The following is a 22,010-nucleotide window of genomic DNA, read 5'->3' as shown; positions in this document are numbered from 1 at the left end:
ACTTCGTAAAGCTTTAAAATATTAATTATCAAAATCTTTTCGAGCTTTAACTTGTTATAAATAATAAACATTAATATACTTATAATATGAAGATTGGATTTGTAGGATTAGGTAAAATGGGCGGTAAAATGGTAGAACGCCTGTTGAACAACGGACATGAAGTAGTAGTATTTAACCTGACACAGAAAGAAGTGGACGAAGCCGCAGCTAAAGGTGCTATTCCGGCTTCGAGCCTAAAAGACTTAGTAGACAAATTAGAAGGACGTAAACTTGTCTGGCTGATGGTTCCGGCAGGAAAACCGGTAGAAGAGAATATCGCCGAACTACTTACATTGCTTAATCCGAACGATATAATCGTTGACGGAGGAAACAGCTATTGGAGAGAAACTGTAGAACGTGGCAAAAAAGTAAAAGAAAAAGGAGTACATTATATCGATTGTGGCACCAGCGGTGGCGTATGGGGACTTCAAAACGGTTACTGCCTGATGTATGGTGGGGACAAAGACGCTTGCGATTTTGGAGAGCCTATATTTAAAAGCCTGGCTCCCGAAAACGGTTATATGCGTTGTGGAGAAAGTGGTTCAGGGCACATGGTGAAGATGGTTCACAACGGTATCGAATATGGTATGATGCAAGCTTATGCCGAAGGTTTCGAAATAATGAAAAATTCTCCTTATGATGTGGATCTGGAAAAAGTTTCACGCGTATGGATGCAGGGCTCTGTTGTACGTTCATGGTTACTGGAATTGATAGGAAACGCGCTTGAAGGAAATGAAAATCTGGATGGTATTAAAGATTATGTTGCCGACAGTGGAGAAGGTCGCTGGACTGTTCAAACAGCTATGGATTTTGACGTACCGGCTCATGTTATCACAGCTTCTTTATTTACCAGATTTGAATCGAGACAAGAATCGTCTTACGCGATGAAACTACTTGCCGCTATGAGAAACCAATTTGGCGGACATGAAATAAAAAAAGGATAACCCATCTTTTGAACTAACAATAAAAGATGAAACAAAAAATAATAAAAAACCTGGCTCTGATTATTTTCGGAGCCTCAGGCGATTTAACCTACAGGAAGCTGATTCCGGCTGTGTTCGATCTATATAAACAGCAATCGCTCCCTCAAAACTTTGCTGTATTGGGTGTAGCCCGAAGTCCTTTTACGGACGACTCTTTTCGTGAGAAAATGAAAGATGGCATCATACAATTCGCCACAGCAAAAGACGTTGCTGATGACGAATTAGATTCTTTCTGCCGGAAACTTCATTACCTGTCAATAAATACGGACGAAGGGACGGAATATTCTAGACTAAAAGAAAGGCTGGAACTGCTGGACAAAGAAGAAAATACAGATGGAAATTACATTTTCTACCTGTCTACGCCTCCGGCATTATATCCGCTTATACCTAAATTTCTTGCCGAACAAGAATTGAACAAGGAGGAGGATAATTTCAGACGTATCATCATAGAGAAACCTTTCGGTACAGATCTGAAATCGGCTATCGATCTCAACAATTCACTACGGGAAAGTTACGAGGAAGATCAGATATATCGTATCGATCATTATTTGGGCAAAGAAACCGTGCAAAACATGTTAGTTACCCGGTTTGCAAATGGAATATACGAGCCTCTATGGAACAGGAACTATATATCCCACATCGAAATCACTGCCGCCGAGAGTATCGGAGTAGAGAATCGCGGGAGTTACTATGATCATTCAGGAGCGCTGCGCGATATGGTACAAAACCATTTATTACAAGTAGTTGCCCTCGTAGCAATGGAACCACCGATGTCGATAGATTCTATTTCTATACGCAACGAAAAACTTAAAGTCTTTCAGGCGCTCCGCCCAATGTCTAACGATGATCTGTTTAAGAACGTCATCCGCGGACAGTATACAGCGGCTAATATAAAGGGTAAATATGCGAAAGGTTATCGTGAAGAAAAGGATGTAAATCCGGACTCCCGTACGGAAACCTATGTGGCGATGAAGCTGTTTATCGACAACTGGCGCTGGAGTGGCGTACCGTTCTATATACGAACAGGGAAGAGATTACCTACCCGGGTATCGGAAGTAGTTATCCACTTCAAACCCGCGCCACAGAAACTATTCCCTGAGAGTGTGGATTTAAGCAGTGAAGAGAATCAACTTGTTATTCGCATACAACCGGACGAAGGTATATTGTTTAAGACTAAAATGAAAGTTCCGGGAAACGGGTATCAGGTGAAAAATGTGAATATGGATTTCCATTATTCTCAATTGCAGGATACTTATCTTCCCGAAGCCTACGAACGCCTTTTATTGGATTGTATGACAGGTGATTCCACCCTATATATAAGAGGTGATGCTTTGGAAGCCACATGGAAATTTGTACAGCCTTTACTCGACTTCTGGGATAAAAACCCGGAGGCTCCATTGCATGGCTATCCGGCAGGCTCATGGGGACCTAACTGTGCAGACAACCTGATTGAAGGAGAAAAACGAACTTGGAGATATCCGTGTAAAAATCTGTCAGACGACGGCATATATTGTGAATTATGATAAAAGAAGAAGTAAAGGTATTTAAAGACCCGGAAGCCTTAGCTCAGGGTTTTACTGAATTTTTATTGAAGTTATCGGATGTTTATCCGCAAATGAATCTGGCTTTGTCGGGCGGAACTACTCCAAAGGTCATCTTTGACTATTGGGCTGAACATTGCCGAGAAACTGTCGATTGGAAACGAATTAATTTCTTTTGGGGAGATGAACGTTGTGTTCCGCCCGAAAATGTGATGAACAACTACGGAATGACAAAAGACCATCTGTTTGATAAAGTGCCGGAAATTAACTCCAACAACATTTATCGTATACATGGAGAAAACGAACCGGAAGAAGAAGCTCAATGGTATAGTAAAATACTATTGCGCAAACTGATGCAAAAGCTGGATCTACCTAGTTTCGAAATGGTTATGCTCGGATTAGGGGATGACGGACATACCGTATCTATATTTCCTAATCAAATCGAGCTATGGGATAGTAAAGACATCTGCGTAATCGGCGAACATCCGGAAAGTGGCTTGCAACGTGTAAGTTTGAGTGGCAGAGTGGTAAATAACTCACAATATGTAGTTTTTCTTGCTACCGGAAAAAATAAAGCTGAGAAAGTAAGAGACATTATAAAAAACAGGAAAGATTTCTTCAATAAATATCCGGCAGCCAAAGTTAATCCTAAAAAAGGATACTTATATTGGTTTCTGGATGAAGAAGCTGCAAGTTTGCTATAAGAGACAAGAAGAGGGTGTGTCAAAAGGTCTTTGATACATCCTCCTTTTCACTCTCTCTATTCGATAAAAGCTAAAAACCTTTCTACATAATCTCTGTTATTAGACAGCCGGGGCACTTTATTTTGCCCGCCGAGTTTTCCTATAGACTTAAGCCATTCATTAAATGTCCCTTTTGGAAGGTTACGTACAATAGGCACACCTAATGAGAGATTGTAAGATCGCTTGGCCTCGTAGTCTGAATTTACTTTCTTTAGATTAATATCCAGCTCTTCTATAAATTTATTCAGATTGCTTGGTTCTACAGAAAATTCTATCAGCCACTCATGAGCTCCGGTATTGTCATCCCCAAAGTAGACAGGCGCGGCCGTATATTCCAATATTTGTGCTCCGGTAGCCTTGCAAGCTTCAGATAACGCTTTCTCCGCGTTATCGATAATCAGTTCCTCACCGAAAGCATTGATGAAATTCTTGGTACGGCCGGTTATACGGAATAAATAAGGCTTGGTAGAAGTAAACTCAACCGTATCTCCGATCATATATCGCCAAAGCCCGCCATTAGTAGAGATTATGATAGCATAATTCTGACCGGTCTCCACTTCTTCCAACGTCAGGGTTTTCGGATTTTCACTATCCCATTCACTCATTGGTACAAATTCGTAATAGATACCGCTGTCCAACATCAAAAGCATGTCTTTAGAATCGTTGGAAAACTGCACCCCGAAAAAGCCTTCCGATGCATTATACGTTTCCCAATAGTACATATCAGGCTTGTGTATCAACTTCTTATATTGTTCTTCAAAAGGGGTAAAACTTACTCCTCCATGAAAAAAAACTTCCAAATCGGGCCATATATCTGTTAACTCACGTCCTGTATCAGCTTTAATCTTTTTAAGTAGAACGAGCAACCACGATGGAACTCCCATGAAAGCCCTCACATCGTTTCTGACAGCATAATCCGTCAGAGCCTGCAATTTTACTTCCCAATCGGGTAAAAGAGAAATACTTTCGGGAGTACGGCTCCTTTTTGCCCAGAAATATAGATTTCTGATCAAAATAGCCGATATGTCTCCTGTAAATATCCCATCACCTATATTGTTTATCTGCTTACTCCCTCCGAGTACAAGCGTTTTACCAAAGAAAAATTTAGCGTTTGGGTTAGCTTGCCCATATATAGCCAGCATTTGCTCGCCACACTTGTAATGTCCTTTTGTCAAAGATTCCTTTGTAACCGGGATATATTTACTCTTATCCTCGGTTGTTCCCGACGACATAGCAAACCATTCCACCGGCCTATTCCACAACACGTTTTGTTGTCTGTCGACCAGTATTTTATCCAGGTATGGACGTAGATCCTCATAATGAAATACAGGAAGTTTATTCCTGAAATCACCTTTATTTTTAATATTTGAAAACTGAAATTGCTGCCCGATATAAGTTTGCTCCCCATTACGAAGGAGATATGACAGAATTTTTTCCTGTGTACCGACCGGATTATTGATGAATCTTTCGACTTCCCTGTATTTAAAGTCCAGATATTTATGGGCGATATTGGCAATCATCCGATTTTGCTGATTCTTCGTAGCTTATCTTCGTCTATAACCTTTATTTTACGGCCATCCATCGTGATAATATGTTCATCGACAAATGTGGATAAAGTACGTATAGCATTAGAAGTAGTCATATTCGACAAATTGGCCAAGTCTTCGCGCGACAGGTAAATACTGATGGTCGCTCCGTCTTCTTCCAAGCCGTAATTTTCGATAAGAAATATAAGGGACTCGGCTAAGCGTCCCCGTATGTGTTTTTGAGTAAGGTTCACAACCCTTTCATCCGCGATTCCCAAATCGGTAGAAAGTTCCCGTATAAAAAACATTCCCAGCTTTGGATTCGCAAAAACAATTTCTTCTATTATCTGCATCGAAATAAAGCAGATGGTCGACGGTTCAAAAGCCGATGCAGCAGTGACATAGGGCTGGTTAGCAAAAAATGCCCGATAACCAAAATACTGTGCCGGGCGAATCATTCTTATTATCTGGCTTCGTCCCCCTACTCCTTCCTTATATATTTTCACTTTACCCTTACAAAGGCACATAAGTTCCTGAGGCACTTCCTCTTCCCGGTATATCACCTCATTTTTTCTGTAAGTAAGTATCTTCGCATTCGCCGAAATAATAGAACGTTCTTTATCATTTAGCAAATTCCATATTTCAGGGATACTTTCTGACAATTTAATAACATTACCGTTATCTGTAATCATATTTAGCACTATGATATTGGATCAAGTTTTTTACTCTTCTCAAAAACAAAGTTAATATTTTTTATCATGAAACATGTTGCAAAACATATTTTTAACTCATTCTATCTATAATTATTCATTTTATAGATAGAAAGCGATAGATAATAAATTGACATTTCTCTTTGAATATTACAATAATAAGACTATTTTTGCACCACTAAAAATAAAAGCGTTCCGGCGCTCTTTATCTATAAAAAATAATCGTATAACAATAACTAAAATAACCCGTTAAGATGAACGTATCTCTAACAAATACTGATAGCGTGAATGCTATTTTGCAAATAAGTGTTGCGAAAGCAGATTATCAGGAAAAAGTGGAAAGTGCGCTTAAAACATTCCGTAAGAAAGCCAATGTACCTGGATTCCGCCCGGGAACAGTGCCTGTAGGCATGGTAAAAAAAATGTATGGTAAATCTATTTTGGCTGAAGAAATAAACAAAATAGTAGGCGAAAGCCTATACAACCATATTCAGGAAAATAAATTGAATGTGCTTGGAGAGCCTCTTCCAAACGAAGAAAAACAACAACCTATTGATTTCTCGACAGAAGGAGATTATGATTTTTATTTCGATATAGCTCTTGCTCCAGAAATAAAACTAAACCTGACAAAGAAAGATAAGATCACATACTACGCTATTGATGCGAATGAAGAGCTTGTAGATAAACAGATAGAATCATATAAGGCCTATTACGGCAAATATGAGAAAGTAGAAGAAGGCGCAAAAGAGACCGACCTTATAAGAGGTGTCGTTGCTGAATTGGAAGATGGAAAAGTAAAAGAAGGTGGAATCAATGTGGAATCGGGCATCGTAATGCCGTCATACATAAAAGACGCCGGAGAGCAGGCTAAATTCGCAGGCTCGAAAGCCGGGGATGTTATTGTTTTCAATCCGGGAAAAGCTTATGAAGGAAACGAGACAGAAATAGCTTCACTTCTACACATAGATAAAAATGCTGTTGAAACAATTGCCCCTGAATTCCAGTTTACCATAACTGAAGTTACCCGCTATCAAGAAGCCGGACTCGATCAGGACTTATTCGACAAAGTATTCGGAGCAGGAACAGTAAAAGACGCCGATGAATTTAAAGCAAAAGTAAAAGAAACTATTGCCAGCCAATTCGCTCCGGACAGCGACTACAAGTTCTTACTCGATGCAAAAGAGCTTCTTGAAAAGAAAACAGGTAATCTCGAGTTCCCTGATGCTTTCTTGAAAAGATGGCTACTTGTTACAGGGGAAGAAAGAACAGCCGAATCTCTTGAGAACGACTATCCTAAAATCATAGCAGATCTGAAATTCCATTTGATAAAGGAACAAATAGCAAAAGATAATGACATCAAAATAGAAAACGATGACATGAAAACTATTGCTTTACAGGCAACAAGAGCCCAGTTTGCCCAATACGGAATGATGAATCTTCCGGACGAGATATTGGAGAACTATGCGAACGATATGCTGAAGAACAAGGATAATGCACGTAATTTATTAGATCGCGCAATGGAAAACAAGATTATCGATGTTCTGAAAACAAAATTAGGTGTAGAAGAAAAAACGATCTCACTAGACGAATTCCGTAAATTCTTTGAAAAAGAAGAAGAAAAGGCAGAGGAGTAGATAACGAATAAAAAGAAACATATTCTATAGTATTGGAAACAGAAAACGCAGTTCGTTTTCTGTTTCTTTTTTAATTAATACAAGCTATCATGATTGCTTTATCATAAATTAGAACAATCCAAAGCAGTAAATACGGCGAAAATAAACAGGAGGATAATAGGAGTAAAGCTTTTCATTTCTTTTTGTAATAAAGTTAACTTATAATTTATTAGTCTTTCAATTTTTTTGTTATAACTTTGTTTTAGTAATTGAGGCTGTAAAGCCTCTTTTTTATGTCAGTAATCACTGGCATGATAATTGTTTAGATGAATAAACAGCACTTTATTAATTAAAAGGAGAAAATTATGAACAATGATTTTAAAAAATATGCTACAAAGCATTTAGGTTTGAATGGATTGGCTCTAGATAAATATGTAGATATAACCAGTAGTTATATATCACCGACCATCATTGAAGAGCGTCAACTAAATGTTGCACAAATGGACGTATTCTCCCGTCTGATGATGGACCGGATTATTTTTCTCGGCACACAAATCGACGATTACACAGCAAACGTTATTCAGGCGCAATTACTATACCTCGACTCTGCTGATTCAGGGAAAGATATATCTATTTATATAAACTCTCCCGGCGGTTCTGTATATGCCGGCTATGGCATATATGACACTATGCAGTTTATAAACAGCAATGTATCTACTATCTGTACAGGTATTGCTGCATCTATGGCTGCGGTATTACTTGTCGCAGGAGAAAAAGGGAAGCGCTTTGCCTTAAAACATTCACGGGTGATGATACACCAACCTCTTGGCGGAGCTCAAGGACAAGCCTCTGACATAGAAATCACCGCACGGGAAATAGGCAAAATAAAAAAAGAACTTTATACTATTATTTCAGACCATTCGGGTCAACCTTTCGACAGAGTTGAAAAAGATTCTGACCGTGACTATTGGATGACCTCTGCCGAAGCTAAAGACTATGGCATGGTAGACGATGTATTAGTAAAAAATAAATAATCATTCACCTCTAAAGCGATAAATGGCAAAGAAAGTAAGTGGTAGCTTTTGCAGTTTTTGCGGGCGAAACGAAAAAGAAGTAAACATGCTCATTTCGGGTGTATCGGCAGATATTTGCGACAGCTGTGCCGAGCAAGCGCACCTAATTATACAAGAGAGTTTGGGAGCTAAAAAAAATTCGTCTCATGGTATCGACAAATCCAAACTTCCGGAACCCAAACAAATAAAAGAGTATCTCGATGGGTACATCATTGGACAAGATAATGCTAAACGCTATCTATCTGTAGCTGTATATAATCATTACAAACGGTTGTTGCAGGAAAAAGACGATGATATTGAAATTGAAAAATCCAACATTATATTAGTAGGGCCTACCGGAACGGGAAAAACACTGCTGGCCCGGACGATCGCAAAACTACTACATGTTCCCTTTGCCATTGTAGACGCCACTGTACTAACAGAAGCAGGATATGTAGGCGAAGACATTGAAAGTATCCTTACCCGCCTTCTTCAAGCATCTGACTACGATGTCGCGGCTGCCGAACGAGGCATTGTATTTATTGACGAGATCGATAAAATCGCACGAAAAAGCGACAATCCATCTATAACGAGAGATGTCAGCGGAGAAGGTGTACAGCAAGGTTTATTGAAACTATTGGAAGGTTCGGTTGTCAACGTTCCTCCTCAAGGAGGCCGTAAACATCCTGACCAGAAAATGATAGCAGTAGACACAAAAAACATATTGTTTGTCTGCGGCGGAGCCTTCGACGGTATTGAACGTAAAATAGCCCAGCGCTTAAATACGATGGTGGTAGGCTATGCATCTTCCAAAGACAATGCTAAGGTAGACCGTGATAATTTATTACAATATGTAGCGCCTCAGGATTTGAAATCATATGGCTTGATTCCTGAAATTATAGGCCGTCTGCCAATACTGACTTATCTGGACACACTTGACAGAAGCGCACTCCGGAGAATACTGACAGAGCCTAAGAATTCGATAATAAGACAATATGTCAAACTATTTAAAATGGATGATGTAACTCTTACATTCGATGATGAAGTATATGAATACATAGTGGACAAAGCCATTGAATACAAGTTAGGCGCCCGGGGACTACGGTCTATTGTAGAGACAATTATGATGGATGCAATGTTCAACATTCCTTCCTCTAAACAGGCTGAACTGCATGTTAATAAAGAGTATGCAGTTGAACAATTAGAGAGTTCTCAGTTGATTAAACTCAAAAATTCACAATAAGTTTGCTTTTTCACAAAAAATAGCCTATTTTAAGTTGGAGATTTAAATTTAGGACTTTATCTTCGTAAATATGTAATAGCCTATTTTTGTATAAATATGCCAGACAGAGATGATATACTTACGCACGCGTTAAAAAAGCATTTTGGTTTTGATAATTTCAAAGGAAATCAAAAGGCCATCATCCAAAATCTATTGGATGGGAACGATTCTTTTGTGTTGATGCCTACAGGTGGAGGAAAGTCGCTTTGCTATCAACTACCGGCATTATTGATGGATGGTACCGCCGTTATCATATCGCCGCTGATCGCCCTGATGAAAAATCAAGTGGACGCGATGCGCAATTTTAGCGAGGAAGACGGCGTCGCTCATTTCATAAATTCATCGCTCAACAAATCAGCGATTGAACAAGTAAAAAACGACATATTATCCGGCAAGACAAAGTTGCTGTATGTGGCACCCGAATCCCTGACCAAAGAAGAAAACATTGATTTTCTGCGCCAAATCAAAATATCTTTTTACGCCATCGACGAAGCCCATTGTATTTCAGAATGGGGACACGATTTCCGTCCCGAATACAGACGCATACGTCCAATAGTAAACGAGATAGGCAAACATCCGATAATTGCCCTGACAGCGACGGCAACGCCAAAAGTACAGCTTGATATACAAAAAAATCTGGGTATGACGGATGCTGACGTTTTTAAAGCATCGTTCAATCGTGAGAATCTGTTTTATGAGGTGCGCTCAAAGACAGACAAAGTAGACAAAGACATCATTAAATATATAAAATCGCAAGGGCACAAGTCCGGGATTATATATTGTTTAAGCCGGAAAAAGGTCGAAGAGTTCGCCGAAATATTGCAAACAAACGACATAAACGCCCTACCATACCACGCCGGGCTGGATGCAAATACACGTTCTACCAATCAGGATGCCTTCCTGATGGAACAAGTGGATGTTATTGTCGCGACAATCGCCTTTGGAATGGGTATAGATAAACCGGATGTAAGGTACGTAATCCACTATGATATACCGAAAAGCCTGGAAGGCTATTATCAGGAAACCGGACGTGCCGGACGTGATGGAGGAGAGGGAAAGTGTATCGCGTTTTATTCATTCAAAGATTTACAGAAATTAGAAAAATTTATGCAGGGAAAGCCTGTTGCAGAGCAAGAAATAGGAAAACAACTCCTTCTTGAAACCGCTGCATACGCCGAGACTGCTTTATGTAGAAAAAAAGTACTTCTTCACTACTTTGGAGAAGAGTACAAAGAGAAAAATTGTGGGAATTGTGACAATTGTGTAAACCCTAAAAGACAAGTGGAAGCTAAAGAATTATTATTAACAGCGCTTGAGGCTGTAGTTGCATTAAAAGAAAAATTTAAAACAGATTATGTGATCAATGTGATTAGAGGTAAAGAAACTGCCGAAATAGAAACATACAGCCATCAGGAGCTGGAAGTGTTCGGTTCGGGAGACGACTCTGATGAAGAAACATGGAATGCTGTTATACGTCAAGCTTTAATAGCCGGTTATTTTGACAAAGACATCGAGAATTACGGATTGCTCAAAATAACAAAAAAAGGAAAGGATTTTCTGAAAAAGCCTGTGTCTTTCAAGATATCGACTGCTGAAGAAGAGGATATGGATGAGGATGACAGTATGGATGATACCGCAGTAAAAGGTGGAGGTGGCGGCTCAGCTGTCGATCCGGTCTTATTCTCTATAATGAAAGACCTGCGCAAAAAGATGGCAAAAAAACATAATGTTCCGCCTTATGTTATATTCCAGGATCCTTCGTTAGAAGCGATGGCAACTATTTATCCTATTACAATGGACGAGTTGCAAAACATACCCGGAGTAGGAGCAGGAAAAGCCAAACGATACGGAGCAGAATTTCTCGATATAATAAAGAAACATGTCGAGGAAAACGAAATAGAGCGTCCGGAGGATTTACGTGTCAGGACTGTTGCTAATAAATCGAAACTGAAGGTAGCTATTGTGCAGGCAATAGATCGCAAAGTAGCATTGGACGACTTGGCCGAATCGAAAGGGATAGAGTTTAACGAATTACTTAGCGAGGTAGAAGCCATCGTATATTCGGGCACAAAAATAAATATCGACTACTTCCTCAAAGAGGTGATAGACGAAGACCACATAGACGATATATTCTTATATTTCAAAGAAGCAGAATCTGACGATCTTGAGGAGGCTATCGAAGAACTCGGTGAATATTCAGAAGATGAAATACGGCTTGTACGGATAAAATTCATATCCGATATGGCTAATTAATAAAATGAAAACGAGCATGAATAGCAATTCACCAAAGTATATGATAATTTTGTCATGTGAGTTTCCATACCGCCATTAAAAACAAAATTATCGTATGAAAAGAAAAGCTATTTTTCCGGGAACATTCGATCCTTTCACAATAGGACACCACTCTTTAGTAAAACGATCTCTCAAGTTAGTAGATGAGATCGTTATTGCTATTGGTGTGAATGATGCGAAAAAAAGCTATTTCCCTCTGGAAAAACGTATCGAAATGATACGGTCTTTATATAAAGACGATCATCGTATAATAGTAGCTTCATATAATCGCCTGACCGTTGATTTCGCAAAAGACAACGGTGCAAACTTTATAGTCCGTGGCATTCGTTCGGTAAATGACTTTGAATATGAAAAGACAATCGCCGACACGAACCGGAAAATATCAGGAGTAGAAACTTTTATTCTATTCACTGAACCGGAACTCACCCACGTTAGTTCTACTATAGTACGCGAATTGCTGAAATTCGATCACGACGTTAGTCAATTTATACCGGAAGGTATGAATCTAAATATTTAATTATATAGTATACACGCCCTTAGTGCAATAAATTATTTTCATATGAAACGTATTTTCCTGTCGGCTATACTTTTATTTACTGTGTTTACTACCACTTTTGCCCAGTTCAGGATGAGTGAAGGTTCTAAAAAAATGGCGACTGCAATGGCTGTCATAGAGAATCTTTATGTGGACAAAGTAGATGACGCCAAGCTGGCTGAGGATGCCGTAAAATCCTTACTTGAAAAGTTAGACCCCCACTCTACATACATTAGCGCCGATGAAGTAAAAGAGATGAACGAACCGTTGGAAGGTAACTTCGACGGCATAGGAATCTCTTTCAACATGATGACAGATACATTGTATGTTATCGAAGCTTTGGCAGGAGGTCCGTCTGAAAAAATCGGATTGAGGGCCGGGGACAAAATCTTATACGTGGACGGCACCCTGATCGCAGGAGTAAAGATGTCGACAAAAGATGTTATGTCCCGTTTGAAAGGACCTAAAGGCACCAACGTAACCGTAAGCGTCTTACGTAAAGGTGTTCCCGATTTAGTAGACTTCAAAATAACGCGGGCGAAAATACCAATCTATAGTATCGATGCCGCGTATATGATGGATAAAAACACAGGCTATATACGGCCTATACGTTTTGGAGCGACTACAACAAGTGAATTTAGGGATGCGGTTCAGAAATTGAAACAACAAGGAATGGAAAACCTGATTCTCGATTTACGCCAAAATGGTGGAGGTTACATGGCTCCTGCTATCGATCTTGCCGATGACTTTTTAGATAAAGGCAAGCTCATCGTTTATACTGAAGGCAATACACAGCCTAGAAGAGATGAATTATCCACAAACAAGGGCGTATTCGAAAAAGGAAAACTGGCTATTCTTATAGATGAAGGTTCGGCTTCGGCAAGTGAAATATTATCGGGAGCAGTACAAGACTGGGATCGTGGGGTCATTATCGGGCGAAGGAGCTTTGGCAAAGGACTGGTACAAAGACCCATTCCTCTTCCCGACGAATCTATGATAAGACTCACGGTTGCCCGCTATTTTACCCCTTCCGGGCGCTCGATACAAAAGCCGTATACAAAGGGAGATGCAAACACCTATGCTATGGATATAGCTGTAAGATACAGGCATGGAGAATTGATGCATGAAGACAGTGTACACTTTCCTGATTCCCTGAAATACAGAACCCTTATGAATGAGCGTATTGTTTATGGAGGCGGTGGTATTATGCCGGATTATTTCGTTCCGATAGATACTGCTTTCTATTCTAAATATTACGGGGCGCTTTGGGATAAAGGCATTGTACCCAAAATAGCATATAGCGAAGTAGATCAATCCAGAGAAGAATTATTAGCCAAATATCCTTCTGCAAACGATTTTTATAAAAACTATGAAATACCCGATGCGCTATTAAACAAACTGATAGCCGCAGGAGAAAAAGAAAAAATAGAATATGATGATGTGGGTTTCAATAAGTCTAAAAATATACTGAAAACCCAACTAAAAGCGTATATTGCCAGAGACGTGTATGATACGGAAACTTCTGTAAAAGTCTATAATAAAGACAATGAAATATTGAACAAGGCTTATGAAATTATTAAAGACGACAAACTATACCATAGTCTCCTGAAAGGAAAATAAAGCTATTGTAATTAAAAACGAATTGGAGTGAAGCGAAATATTGTCCGGCGTTAGTTTTATCTATAGATAGTGGTAATTTGGTAATTTGAAAATTAGCGAATTAGCAAATGAGAAAATTAGCGAATTTGAAACAACGTTCAACGGAACGAAGTGTAGTTAAAATTTGAAAATGGCGCGAAGCGACAGTAACAGTCAACAGTCAACAATGGCGCGAAGCGGCAAAGGCTATAAGCTAACAGCTAATGGCTAATTGAGTGTGGAGTTTGTTACTTTTTAGTTAAAAAGATACGAGTAGACGAGATACGAGTTGTTGGCTGTTGACTGTTGCACGTCATTGCGAGGGTTTACCCGAAGCAATCCATTAATAATCAATACTCTGGATTGCTTCACTCCGTTCGCAATGACGAAAAGACCGACTGTTTACTAACTACTAACTACTGACTACTAACTACTGACTACTGTTTACTGTAGAAGTTTGTTACTTTTTAGTTAAAAAGATACGAGTAGACGAGATACGAGATACAAGTTGTTGACTGCTGACTGTCGCACGTCATTGCGAGGGTTTACCCGAAGCAATCCATTAATAATCAATACTCTGGATTGCTTCACTCCGTTCGCAATGACGAAAAGACCGACTGTTTACTGTTGACTACTGACTGTGGAGCTTGTTACTTTTTGGAAAAAGTTACGAGTAGACGAGATACGAGATACGAGTTGTTGGCTGTTGACTGTTGCACGTCATTGCGAGGGTTTACCCGAAGCAATCCATTAATAATCAATACTCTGGATTGCTTCACTCCGTTCGCAATGACGAAAAGGCCGACTGTTTACTGACTACTAACTACTAACTACTGACTACTGTTTACTGATGCACGTCTCTTTTTTCATTATCTTTGCCCTGAATACAAAACGACTTTTACACTTATGATGACAATCTCAATTGAGGAGCGACATTTGGTTGACGAGATCATTTCAAAAAATAAGATCTGCTATGTAGCTATGATCGACGTCGATAACTTACCGTATGTAATTCCAATGAATTTCGGTTATCACAACGATACGGTTTATCTCCATTCGGCTCAGGAAGGGCGAAGCATCTCATCTTTAGAAAAGAACCCTAACGTATGTATCACCTTCTGTGCAGACACAGCACTTACATATCAAAATAAAGAAGTGGCATGCAGCTACAGGATGAGGGGGAGTAGTGTAGTTTGTCGCGGACAAGTTGTTTTTGAGGAAGACTTCGATGAAAAAGTAAAAGCTCTGGATATTATGATGAAACAATATACCGACAGAGCCTTTACATATTCGAATCCTGCTGTGAATAATGTCCGTATCTGGAAAGTTGAGATCGAAAGCATTACTACCAAAGTATTTGGTGTTCCTCATCCCAACTCTCGCAATTACAAGGACCAACGAGAATTTTAGTCCGTTATTTAGCAGGGATATTTTTCAATATATCCAATAAGAAATCCCACCATTTTTCAACAGAAGGGATATTTATCTGTTCTTCCGGCGAATGAGCATTCCTTATTGTAGGGCCGCAGGAAATCATATCCAAATGAGGATACTTTTCCAAAAACAAACCACATTCAAGTCCGGCATGTATAGCCATAATCTCTGCCTCTTTTCCCGACAGCTTTCTATAAGATTCTTTTGCTACAGCTAGTATCTTAGATTCGGGATTTGGCCTCCATCCCGGATAACCGGCAGAATGTTTCACTTCAGCCTGAGCCATAGAGAATACCGCGTTCACCATGTTGGCGGCATCATCTTTCAATGAGTTGGTAGAGCTTCGTTGACTCGTAATTATAACGACAGTATCATTGTCTTTCATTTTGACGGATGCCAGATTCGTAGAAGTTTCTACCAGATCAGGAATCTCGAAACTCATGCCCAATACTCCATGAGGACAGGCATAGATACTGTTTAGCAAATTTACTGTAGTAGCTCCATCGATAACGAAAGCAGGAGCATCTGTCGATCCTACTGTCATTTTCAGGTTCGGATCAACAGCCTTCAACTCCGCCTCAATCAGTGGAGCTAAAGTATTAAGCGCTACTATCACTTTTTCTTTATCGCCATACGGAACTCCGGCAATAGCATATGCCTCTCTGGCAATAGCATTATGCAAATTTCCACCATCTATTTCGGCTAAAGAGAGCTTATGTTTCCGGCTAAGTTCCCATAAGTATCTATTGAGTATTTTATTGGCATTGCCCAATCCTTTATGTATTTCCGATCCCGAATGTCCCCCGTTCAGACCTTTCACCTGTACTTTAAACCAAAAGTAATTCGCAGGAACAGGCTCTTTTTTATATGTAAATGTTGCCGTTGTCGTCTTACCTCCGGCGCATCCTATATATATTTCACCTTCCTCTTCGGTATCCAGATTGATAAGGATATCTCCCTTCAGAAAATTCTGCCCTAAGGCATAAGCGCCGGTCAAACCGGTCTCTTCATCTACCGTAAACAAGCATTCCAGTTTACCGTGCTCAATAGTATCAGAAGCCAGTATTGTAAGCGCGGCAGCGACTCCCATACCATTATCGGCGCCCAAGGTAGTACCTTTGGCTTTCAGCCAGTCTCCGTCAACATAAGTTTCAATAGGGTCATTCTCAAAATCATGCACAGTACCGCTGTTTTTTTCGCAGACCATATCCACATGACCTTGCAGTATGACTGTCGACAGATTTTCCATCCCCTTTGTTGCCGATTTAATAATCAGAACGTTTCCCGCGTCATCCTTTTTTACCTCCAGATTATGCTTTTTCGCAAAATCCAGCAGGTAAGCAATTATTTTCTCTTCTTTCTTCGACGGACGCGGAATTTGGGTGATTTCATGAAAATAACTCCAAATTCCAGCTGGTTTTAAGTCTTTTATAGTCATACATTCAGTTTTTAATGATATATTTATATTATTTTTTATCTAATGACTTATAAAATTATGGATAGAAAGCTTAAAAAGCAATTTTTTTACATCTTTTAAAGGTTTAAATAGGGTATTGTTTTAACATAAAGATATATCTTTGCCAAGTCATTCAAGAATAAGGGTACTTATTATTGCATCATCGAGGAGATTAACTAAAATGGATACATATAAATGAAGAATGTTTCTTACATTATTAATGGCGTGTTTGCCGTAGCGATTATTGTTCTTTTCATTTTGTTTTTTACATCAAACAAGAAAAGCGGAGCAGAGGAAACTACATCTCCTCTCAAATTTGCCGAAGGAGATTCTGTAATATTGCCTTTGGCATACATTAACGTAGATTCTATCTATCTGAACTACAACTTAGCAAAAGATGCAAACGAAGCTTTAATGAAAAAGTATAATAGCTCGAATGCAGAAATAACAAGAAGACAGAGACAACTGGAAGCAGAAATTGCTGATTTTCAGAAAAAAGCACAAAACAACGCTTTTTTGAGTCCAGAGCGTGGACAGCAAGAACAATTACGAATCCAACAACTAGAGGCTGATCTTCATGCTCTTGCCCAAAGGTATCAGGAAGAATATGCAAGAGAGCAACAAAAGATGAACGGGCAAATAGCGGATTCTGTACGTCTATGTCTGAAAGAATATAATAAAACAGCTAATTATCAAATTATCTTTAGCAACGCCGGTCTGGATAACGTGCTATTAGCAAAAGATAATTATGATATTACAACAAAAATAATAAGTCTATTAAATACCAGGTATAAACCACAGGTATCTAAATAACAATCTAAAAAAATGAATAGGGTAGCCACTTACTTGGGTTATCCTATTTTTTTGCAATATTATCAACCGGTCAGTTATGGACACATATGGACTAATAGGGTATCCGCTCAAACATTCCTTTTCGAGAGCCTTTTTCACAGAAAAGTTTACAAAAGAGGAGATCTACGCCGTTTATCTCAACTTTGAGATAGAAAATATATCTTTATTTCCTGATATAATACGATCCCACCCTAGCCTTAGAGGACTAAATGTCACTCTCCCGTATAAACAGCAAATAATTCCTTTCCTTGACGGAATCGACCCGCGCGCTCAGGCAATAGGAGCTGTAAACGTTATAAAAATATCGCGTGAAAATGGAAAGACAAAATTAATCGGATATAATTCCGACATTATCGGATTTCAGAGTTCCATTTCCCCGTTAATAAACAAAGATATCCACCAAAAAGCTTTGATATTAGGTACAGGAGGCGCATCTAAAGCAGTCTTTAATGGATTGAAAGCTCTTGGAATAGAGTCAGTTTTTGTATCACGAACACCGAAGGCGGAACAACTCTCGTATTTAGAAATAGACCAAGATATTATCAACAACCACAAAGTTATAGTAAATACTTCCCCTTTAGGAACTTTCCCGAATGTAGAGGATGCTCCGAATATTCCTTACCATTTATTATCGAACAATCATGTATTATACGATCTGGTATACAACCCTGCCGAAAGTACGTTTTTACAATTAGGGAAACAACAAGGAGCGACAATAAAGAACGGGGCCGAAATGCTCGAGTTACAGGCTCGCGCGGCATGGAAAATCTGGAACGAATGATTTCAACATTCAAGAAATACATATTGAAAGCAAACCTATAACTTTAGATTAAAATACTAAAATGAAAATTATTAATCTTTCAGAGCAGAACACTATCCTTAACCGTTTTGTAAGTGAATTGCGCGATGTCGAAATACAAAAAGACAGTATGCGTTTCAGAAAGAACATTGAGCGTATAGGTGAAATTATGGCTTATGAAGTAAGCAAGACCCTAAACTATTTTCCCATAGAAACGCAAACCCCTTTAGGAACATCAATTACAAATGTACCGACGGACCCTATTGTAATAGCCACTATATTACGGGCAGGGCTTGCTTTTCATCAAGGTTTCCTGCATTTTTACGACAGGGCTGAGAATGCATTTGTCTCGGCATATCGCAAATACAGGGAGAACCATCAAAGTTTCCATGTCCATATCGAATATATAGCTTCACCCAGAATAGATAATAAAGTTCTTATCCTTACCGATCCTATGTTGGCAACCGGAGGAAGTATGGATTTATCTTATCAGGCCCTGTTGACTAAAGGAGAGCCCAGCCATATCCATATTGCAACAATAATAGCAAGTAAGCAAGCCATAAAATATTGCGCGGAAAATTTCCCGAAAGATAAAACAACTATCTGGGCCGCAGCGATAGACCCTGAGCTAAATGAGAGTGCATATATCATTCCGGGATTAGGGGATGCAGGCGATCTCGCCTATGGAGAAAAAGAGTAAAAAAAGTCTTTGACACGTCATTGGTAGGGCGATAGACCGAAGCAATCCATTAATTAATAATCAATGTTCTGGATTACTTCACTCCTGTTGGCTCCGCCGATTACTTCGTAATTCGTAATGATGGGGATTTTATCTTTTGACACACCCTCTCTCTTTTTTACTAATTTCGTTTTGAATACAACCAGGCTGATTCATATTTCGGATTCTCTTTTCTGAAAGTCTCCAAAAAAGATTCTCCTTCAACTTTATCCGTAAACGAGGCTATATAGATCCTATACCTCTCTTCTGACTGAACTATAGCTGCCTCATTAAATCCTGAGGATTGAACTTTTTCCAGTAAATGTTCTGCTTGCGGTTTAGAGTCCGCCCCTCCTACAACTACATAATATGTTCTTGTAAAGATTTTATTCTCTAACTGTACCTCTTCTTTTATATCTAATAAGCTACTATCCGATTTCGTACTTAAGGACAACGAATTTGTCAATGTATGAATAAAGCCGACCTCTTGGACATTTCCCTTATTCGATATATCTATAGAAGGGATTGCAAACAGGAAAACAGCAGCAGCAACGGCCGCGACTCCCCCCATTATGTTTCTTAACAATACAGACTTAGTTTCTTTAACAGAAGCATCTCTAATATCTGTCAGATATTGTAATTTGACTGATGTAAGTCCATAAAAAAGAGGGTAAACTATTGACTGATTCTCCGCAAAAGAAATATTTCTCTCTTTATCTAAAAATATCCGTCCCAAACCAAAGCTTACAACAATATCATTCTGTAAATCACGTTTTAGATCTTTAACAAAATCTTTTATTCTTTGGGATGCAGCGCTATAGGATATTTTTTCGTCTTTAACTATATAAGAAACCAAAACCCCATCATCATGATTTAATTCAGGATTGAATGCTATTTTAAACTTTGGTGATTCTATACTTATACCTGTATATGCAGAATCTAAATTTACAATAAATCCTCCTAAACCGGGTATTATAACATAGTTATGGACAAAAAGCGAATATTCTAAATATTTAAATACATCATTCTTCATAACACAAAGGTAAATATATGCAACATATTTAAAATAATAAACTCAAAATCTTATTCAAAAGTTTTTAACAGCTATAAATAATAGCTATTCCGACATAAAAGTATATTTTTGAGTAAAAATAAAAAAATAAATGAATATAAAAGAAACAATCATCACACATATCCAAGATTCAATATCGGTAAAAGAGGCTATTCTCTCAAATCCTGAGATATTAAAATCTATATATGACGCTGCGTTAATGGTAGTAGATGCATACAAACTGAATGCAAAAACATTAATTGCCGGCAATGGAGGAAGCGCCGCCGACGCCCAGCATATTGCAGGAGAATTTGTCAGTCGTTTTTATTTTGACCGCCCGGGAATACCATCGATTTCCCTGTCTACTGACACCTCCATCATTACTGCGATAGGAAATGATTATGGCTTTGACAAGCTTTTTGCCCGTCAGGTACAAGCACAAGGCCGGGAAGGTGATGTATTTATTGGAATTACTACATCAGGTAATTCCGAAAATATTATTCAAGCCTTATACTCTTGCAAAGAGAAAAATATCAAATCTATAATTTTGACCGGAGAGTCTGGTGGAAAAGTATCCGGCTTATGTGACATATGTATAAGAATTCCGTCTAAAACAACGCCCAGGATACAAGAAGCACACATCCTTGTAGGACATATAATCTGTTGTATTGTAGAAGATGTACTATTCGGAAAAGTAAAAGGCAGCACAAACCTTTAATTAAGGAAAATTGAGTAAAGTTTGTTTTAAGCCAAAAAAATAGCTACATTTGTAGCACATAAAAATAATGGCGTTAGTATGTTCAATAACAGAAATCGCAAACACCTAACGCATAGATAGATACATAAGTATACAATATTCAGGCTTGCAAAAAAAATATATGAGAAACATAGTCAAAATATTAAATCAAAAAACAATGAAATTTTTGCTTAATAAATATTTTATACTACTTATTCCTATTTTACTAAATTCATGTACGGCATACAAAAAACTCCCATATATAACAGAGGCCGAAACAATAACAACAGAAGAGTTTGTTAAAGCAGCTAAGAACTACGAAGCTGTCATTATGCCGAAAGATATTTTAAGCATCACAGTTAACACTCCTACAAATGCAGCGTCAAGGGATTTTAATCTGCCAATAGTACCTCAAGAAGCAACGGACGTTATTCAGACAAGAGTTTCTTCTGCTTCCGGAGGTTATGGTAGTCTACAGAACTACATTGTAGATAATAATGGATATATAAACTTCCCTATTATTGGACGGATTAAAATAGGGGGATTGAAAAAAAGTGAAGCTGAAAATAAGATTCACACTCTTATTTATCCAGAATACCTCAAAGAAAATCCAATCATAAATATACGTTTTTTAAATTACAAAATTTCTGTTTTAGGAGAGGTTGCCAAACCGGGAACTTACACTTCAGTAAATGAACAAATGACACTATTCGACGCACTGGCCTCTGCCGGAGACTTAACCATATATGGAGACAGAAAAATACGACTAATCAGAGAGGCAGCCAACGGGGAGCTCAATGTAAGGCAAATAGACTTGCAAGATAAAAGCATCTTATTAGATCCTGATATTTATTATTTACAACAAAATGATAAGATAATCGTATCGCCCAACAAAGCTAAAGGAAACAACTCCTCTTTTGGTACACTTGAGTCTCTAGCTCTATCAGGACTTTCGGTTTTAATATCTGTGATTTCCATTATCACGCGCTAAATAATATATATTGAGAAAT

General features: G+C 38.6%; 19 protein-coding genes. 15 read left to right on the top strand and 4 right to left on the bottom strand.

From position 1 onward, the window contains the following. Window positions 1–86 precede the first annotated feature (86 nt). The 3 genes from gnd to pgl are packed head-to-tail and all read left to right on the top strand — an operon-like array spanning window position 87 to window position 3,267. Window positions 87–983, top strand: coding sequence for a phosphogluconate dehydrogenase (NAD(+)-dependent, decarboxylating) (gnd, locus tag ACYPZI_RS03540; protein WP_459598661.1), 897 nt, complete (start codon window positions 87–89; stop codon window positions 981–983). 26 nt (window positions 984–1,009) lie between these two features. Then, window positions 1,010–2,545, top strand: a complete 1,536-nt coding sequence (zwf, locus tag ACYPZI_RS03535; RefSeq protein ID WP_459598659.1) for a glucose-6-phosphate dehydrogenase — start codon at window positions 1,010–1,012, stop codon at window positions 2,543–2,545. Next, the gene (pgl, locus tag ACYPZI_RS03530; RefSeq protein WP_459598657.1) at window positions 2,542–3,267 is read left to right on the top strand and encodes a 6-phosphogluconolactonase; all 726 of its coding nucleotides are present in this window, start codon (window positions 2,542–2,544) and stop codon (window positions 3,265–3,267) included. The genes zwf and pgl overlap by 4 nt, the downstream gene beginning before the upstream one ends. A 56-nt stretch (window positions 3,268–3,323) precedes the next feature. Here the strand turns inward: pgl and ACYPZI_RS03525 are convergent, their stop codons facing one another. Both ACYPZI_RS03525 and ACYPZI_RS03520 read right to left on the bottom strand, forming a co-directional pair. Beyond that, on the bottom strand, window positions 3,324–4,826 hold the full coding sequence (locus ACYPZI_RS03525; protein ID WP_459598655.1) for a GH3 auxin-responsive promoter family protein: 1,503 nt from the start codon (window positions 4,824–4,826) through the stop codon (window positions 3,324–3,326). After that, a complete protein-coding gene (locus tag ACYPZI_RS03520) occupies window positions 4,823–5,524 on the bottom strand; it encodes a Crp/Fnr family transcriptional regulator (protein WP_459598653.1) in 702 nt (233 codons plus the stop codon). Before ACYPZI_RS03520 ends, ACYPZI_RS03525 begins: the two co-directional genes overlap by 4 nt. A gap of 272 nt (window positions 5,525–5,796) precedes the next feature. Here ACYPZI_RS03520 and tig point away from each other — a divergent pair, with 272 nt between their 5' ends. The 7 genes from tig (at window position 5,797) to ACYPZI_RS03485 (ending at window position 15,364) form a co-directional block, all read left to right on the top strand. Beyond that, entirely contained in the window at window positions 5,797–7,176 is a 1,380-nt protein-coding gene (tig, locus tag ACYPZI_RS03515) for a trigger factor (RefSeq protein WP_459598651.1), read from the top strand. 344 nt (window positions 7,177–7,520) lie between these two features. Further along, entirely contained in the window at window positions 7,521–8,189 is a 669-nt protein-coding gene (clpP, locus tag ACYPZI_RS03510; RefSeq protein WP_459598649.1) for an ATP-dependent Clp endopeptidase proteolytic subunit ClpP, read from the top strand. A 22-nt stretch (window positions 8,190–8,211) separates the two neighbouring features. Continuing rightward, window positions 8,212–9,450 carry an ATP-dependent Clp protease ATP-binding subunit ClpX gene (gene clpX / locus ACYPZI_RS03505; RefSeq protein ID WP_459598647.1) on the top strand — a complete coding sequence of 413 codons (1,239 nt, stop codon included), beginning with the start codon at window positions 8,212–8,214 and terminating at the stop codon, window positions 9,448–9,450. A gap of 96 nt (window positions 9,451–9,546) precedes the next feature. Continuing rightward, window positions 9,547–11,742, top strand: a complete 2,196-nt coding sequence (gene recQ, locus ACYPZI_RS03500) for a DNA helicase RecQ (protein ID WP_459598645.1) — start codon at window positions 9,547–9,549, stop codon at window positions 11,740–11,742. Between the two features lie 94 nt (window positions 11,743–11,836). Beyond that, entirely contained in the window at window positions 11,837–12,298 is a 462-nt protein-coding gene (gene coaD / locus ACYPZI_RS03495; RefSeq protein WP_459598643.1) for a pantetheine-phosphate adenylyltransferase, read from the top strand. Between the two features lie 42 nt (window positions 12,299–12,340). Beyond that, complete coding sequence (locus ACYPZI_RS03490) at window positions 12,341–13,936, top strand: S41 family peptidase (protein WP_459598641.1); 1,596 nt, start codon at window positions 12,341–12,343, stop codon at window positions 13,934–13,936. Between the two features lie 924 nt (window positions 13,937–14,860). Next, on the top strand, window positions 14,861–15,364 hold the full coding sequence (locus ACYPZI_RS03485) for a pyridoxamine 5'-phosphate oxidase family protein (protein ID WP_459598639.1): 504 nt from the start codon (window positions 14,861–14,863) through the stop codon (window positions 15,362–15,364). A gap of 4 nt (window positions 15,365–15,368) precedes the next feature. Here ACYPZI_RS03485 and ACYPZI_RS03480 read toward each other — a convergent pair whose 3' ends face one another. Beyond that, window positions 15,369–16,826, bottom strand: coding sequence for an aminoacyl-histidine dipeptidase (locus tag ACYPZI_RS03480; RefSeq protein ID WP_459598637.1), 1,458 nt, complete (start codon window positions 16,824–16,826; stop codon window positions 15,369–15,371). 213 nt (window positions 16,827–17,039) lie between these two features. On the opposite strand from ACYPZI_RS03480, the gene ACYPZI_RS03475 reads away from it, so the two are divergent. The 3 genes from ACYPZI_RS03475 to upp all read left to right on the top strand — a co-directional run bounded on the left by ACYPZI_RS03475 (window position 17,040) and on the right by upp (window position 19,195). Further along, window positions 17,040–17,657: an OmpH/Skp family outer membrane protein gene (locus ACYPZI_RS03475; RefSeq protein ID WP_459598635.1), complete on the top strand. Its 618-nt coding sequence runs from the start codon at window positions 17,040–17,042 to the stop codon at window positions 17,655–17,657. 76 nt (window positions 17,658–17,733) lie between these two features. Beyond that, a complete protein-coding gene (locus tag ACYPZI_RS03470) occupies window positions 17,734–18,477 on the top strand; it encodes a shikimate dehydrogenase family protein (protein ID WP_459598633.1) in 744 nt (247 codons plus the stop codon). 61 nt (window positions 18,478–18,538) lie between these two features. Next, on the top strand, window positions 18,539–19,195 hold the full coding sequence (upp, locus tag ACYPZI_RS03465; protein WP_459598631.1) for a uracil phosphoribosyltransferase: 657 nt from the start codon (window positions 18,539–18,541) through the stop codon (window positions 19,193–19,195). A 160-nt stretch (window positions 19,196–19,355) separates the two neighbouring features. Here upp and ACYPZI_RS03460 read toward each other — a convergent pair whose 3' ends face one another. Next, window positions 19,356–20,246, bottom strand: coding sequence for an HU domain-containing protein (locus tag ACYPZI_RS03460; protein ID WP_459598629.1), 891 nt, complete (start codon window positions 20,244–20,246; stop codon window positions 19,356–19,358). Window positions 20,247–20,376: 130 nt separating this feature from the next. Between ACYPZI_RS03460 and ACYPZI_RS03455 the strand changes: the two genes are divergently transcribed. Together ACYPZI_RS03455 and ACYPZI_RS03450 are read left to right on the top strand one after the other, a co-directional pair. After that, the gene (locus tag ACYPZI_RS03455) at window positions 20,377–20,982 is read left to right on the top strand and encodes a D-sedoheptulose-7-phosphate isomerase (RefSeq protein ID WP_459598627.1); all 606 of its coding nucleotides are present in this window, start codon (window positions 20,377–20,379) and stop codon (window positions 20,980–20,982) included. A 196-nt stretch (window positions 20,983–21,178) separates the two neighbouring features. Further along, window positions 21,179–21,991, top strand: a complete 813-nt coding sequence (locus ACYPZI_RS03450) for a polysaccharide biosynthesis/export family protein (RefSeq protein ID WP_459598625.1) — start codon at window positions 21,179–21,181, stop codon at window positions 21,989–21,991. Window positions 21,992–22,010 lie beyond the last annotated feature (19 nt).

It is taken from the genome of Dysgonomonas reticulitermitis, from assembly GCF_054601275.1.
The sequence above is the reverse complement of the archived record's forward strand: the minus strand, read 5'-3'. Positions and strand labels throughout refer to the sequence as shown.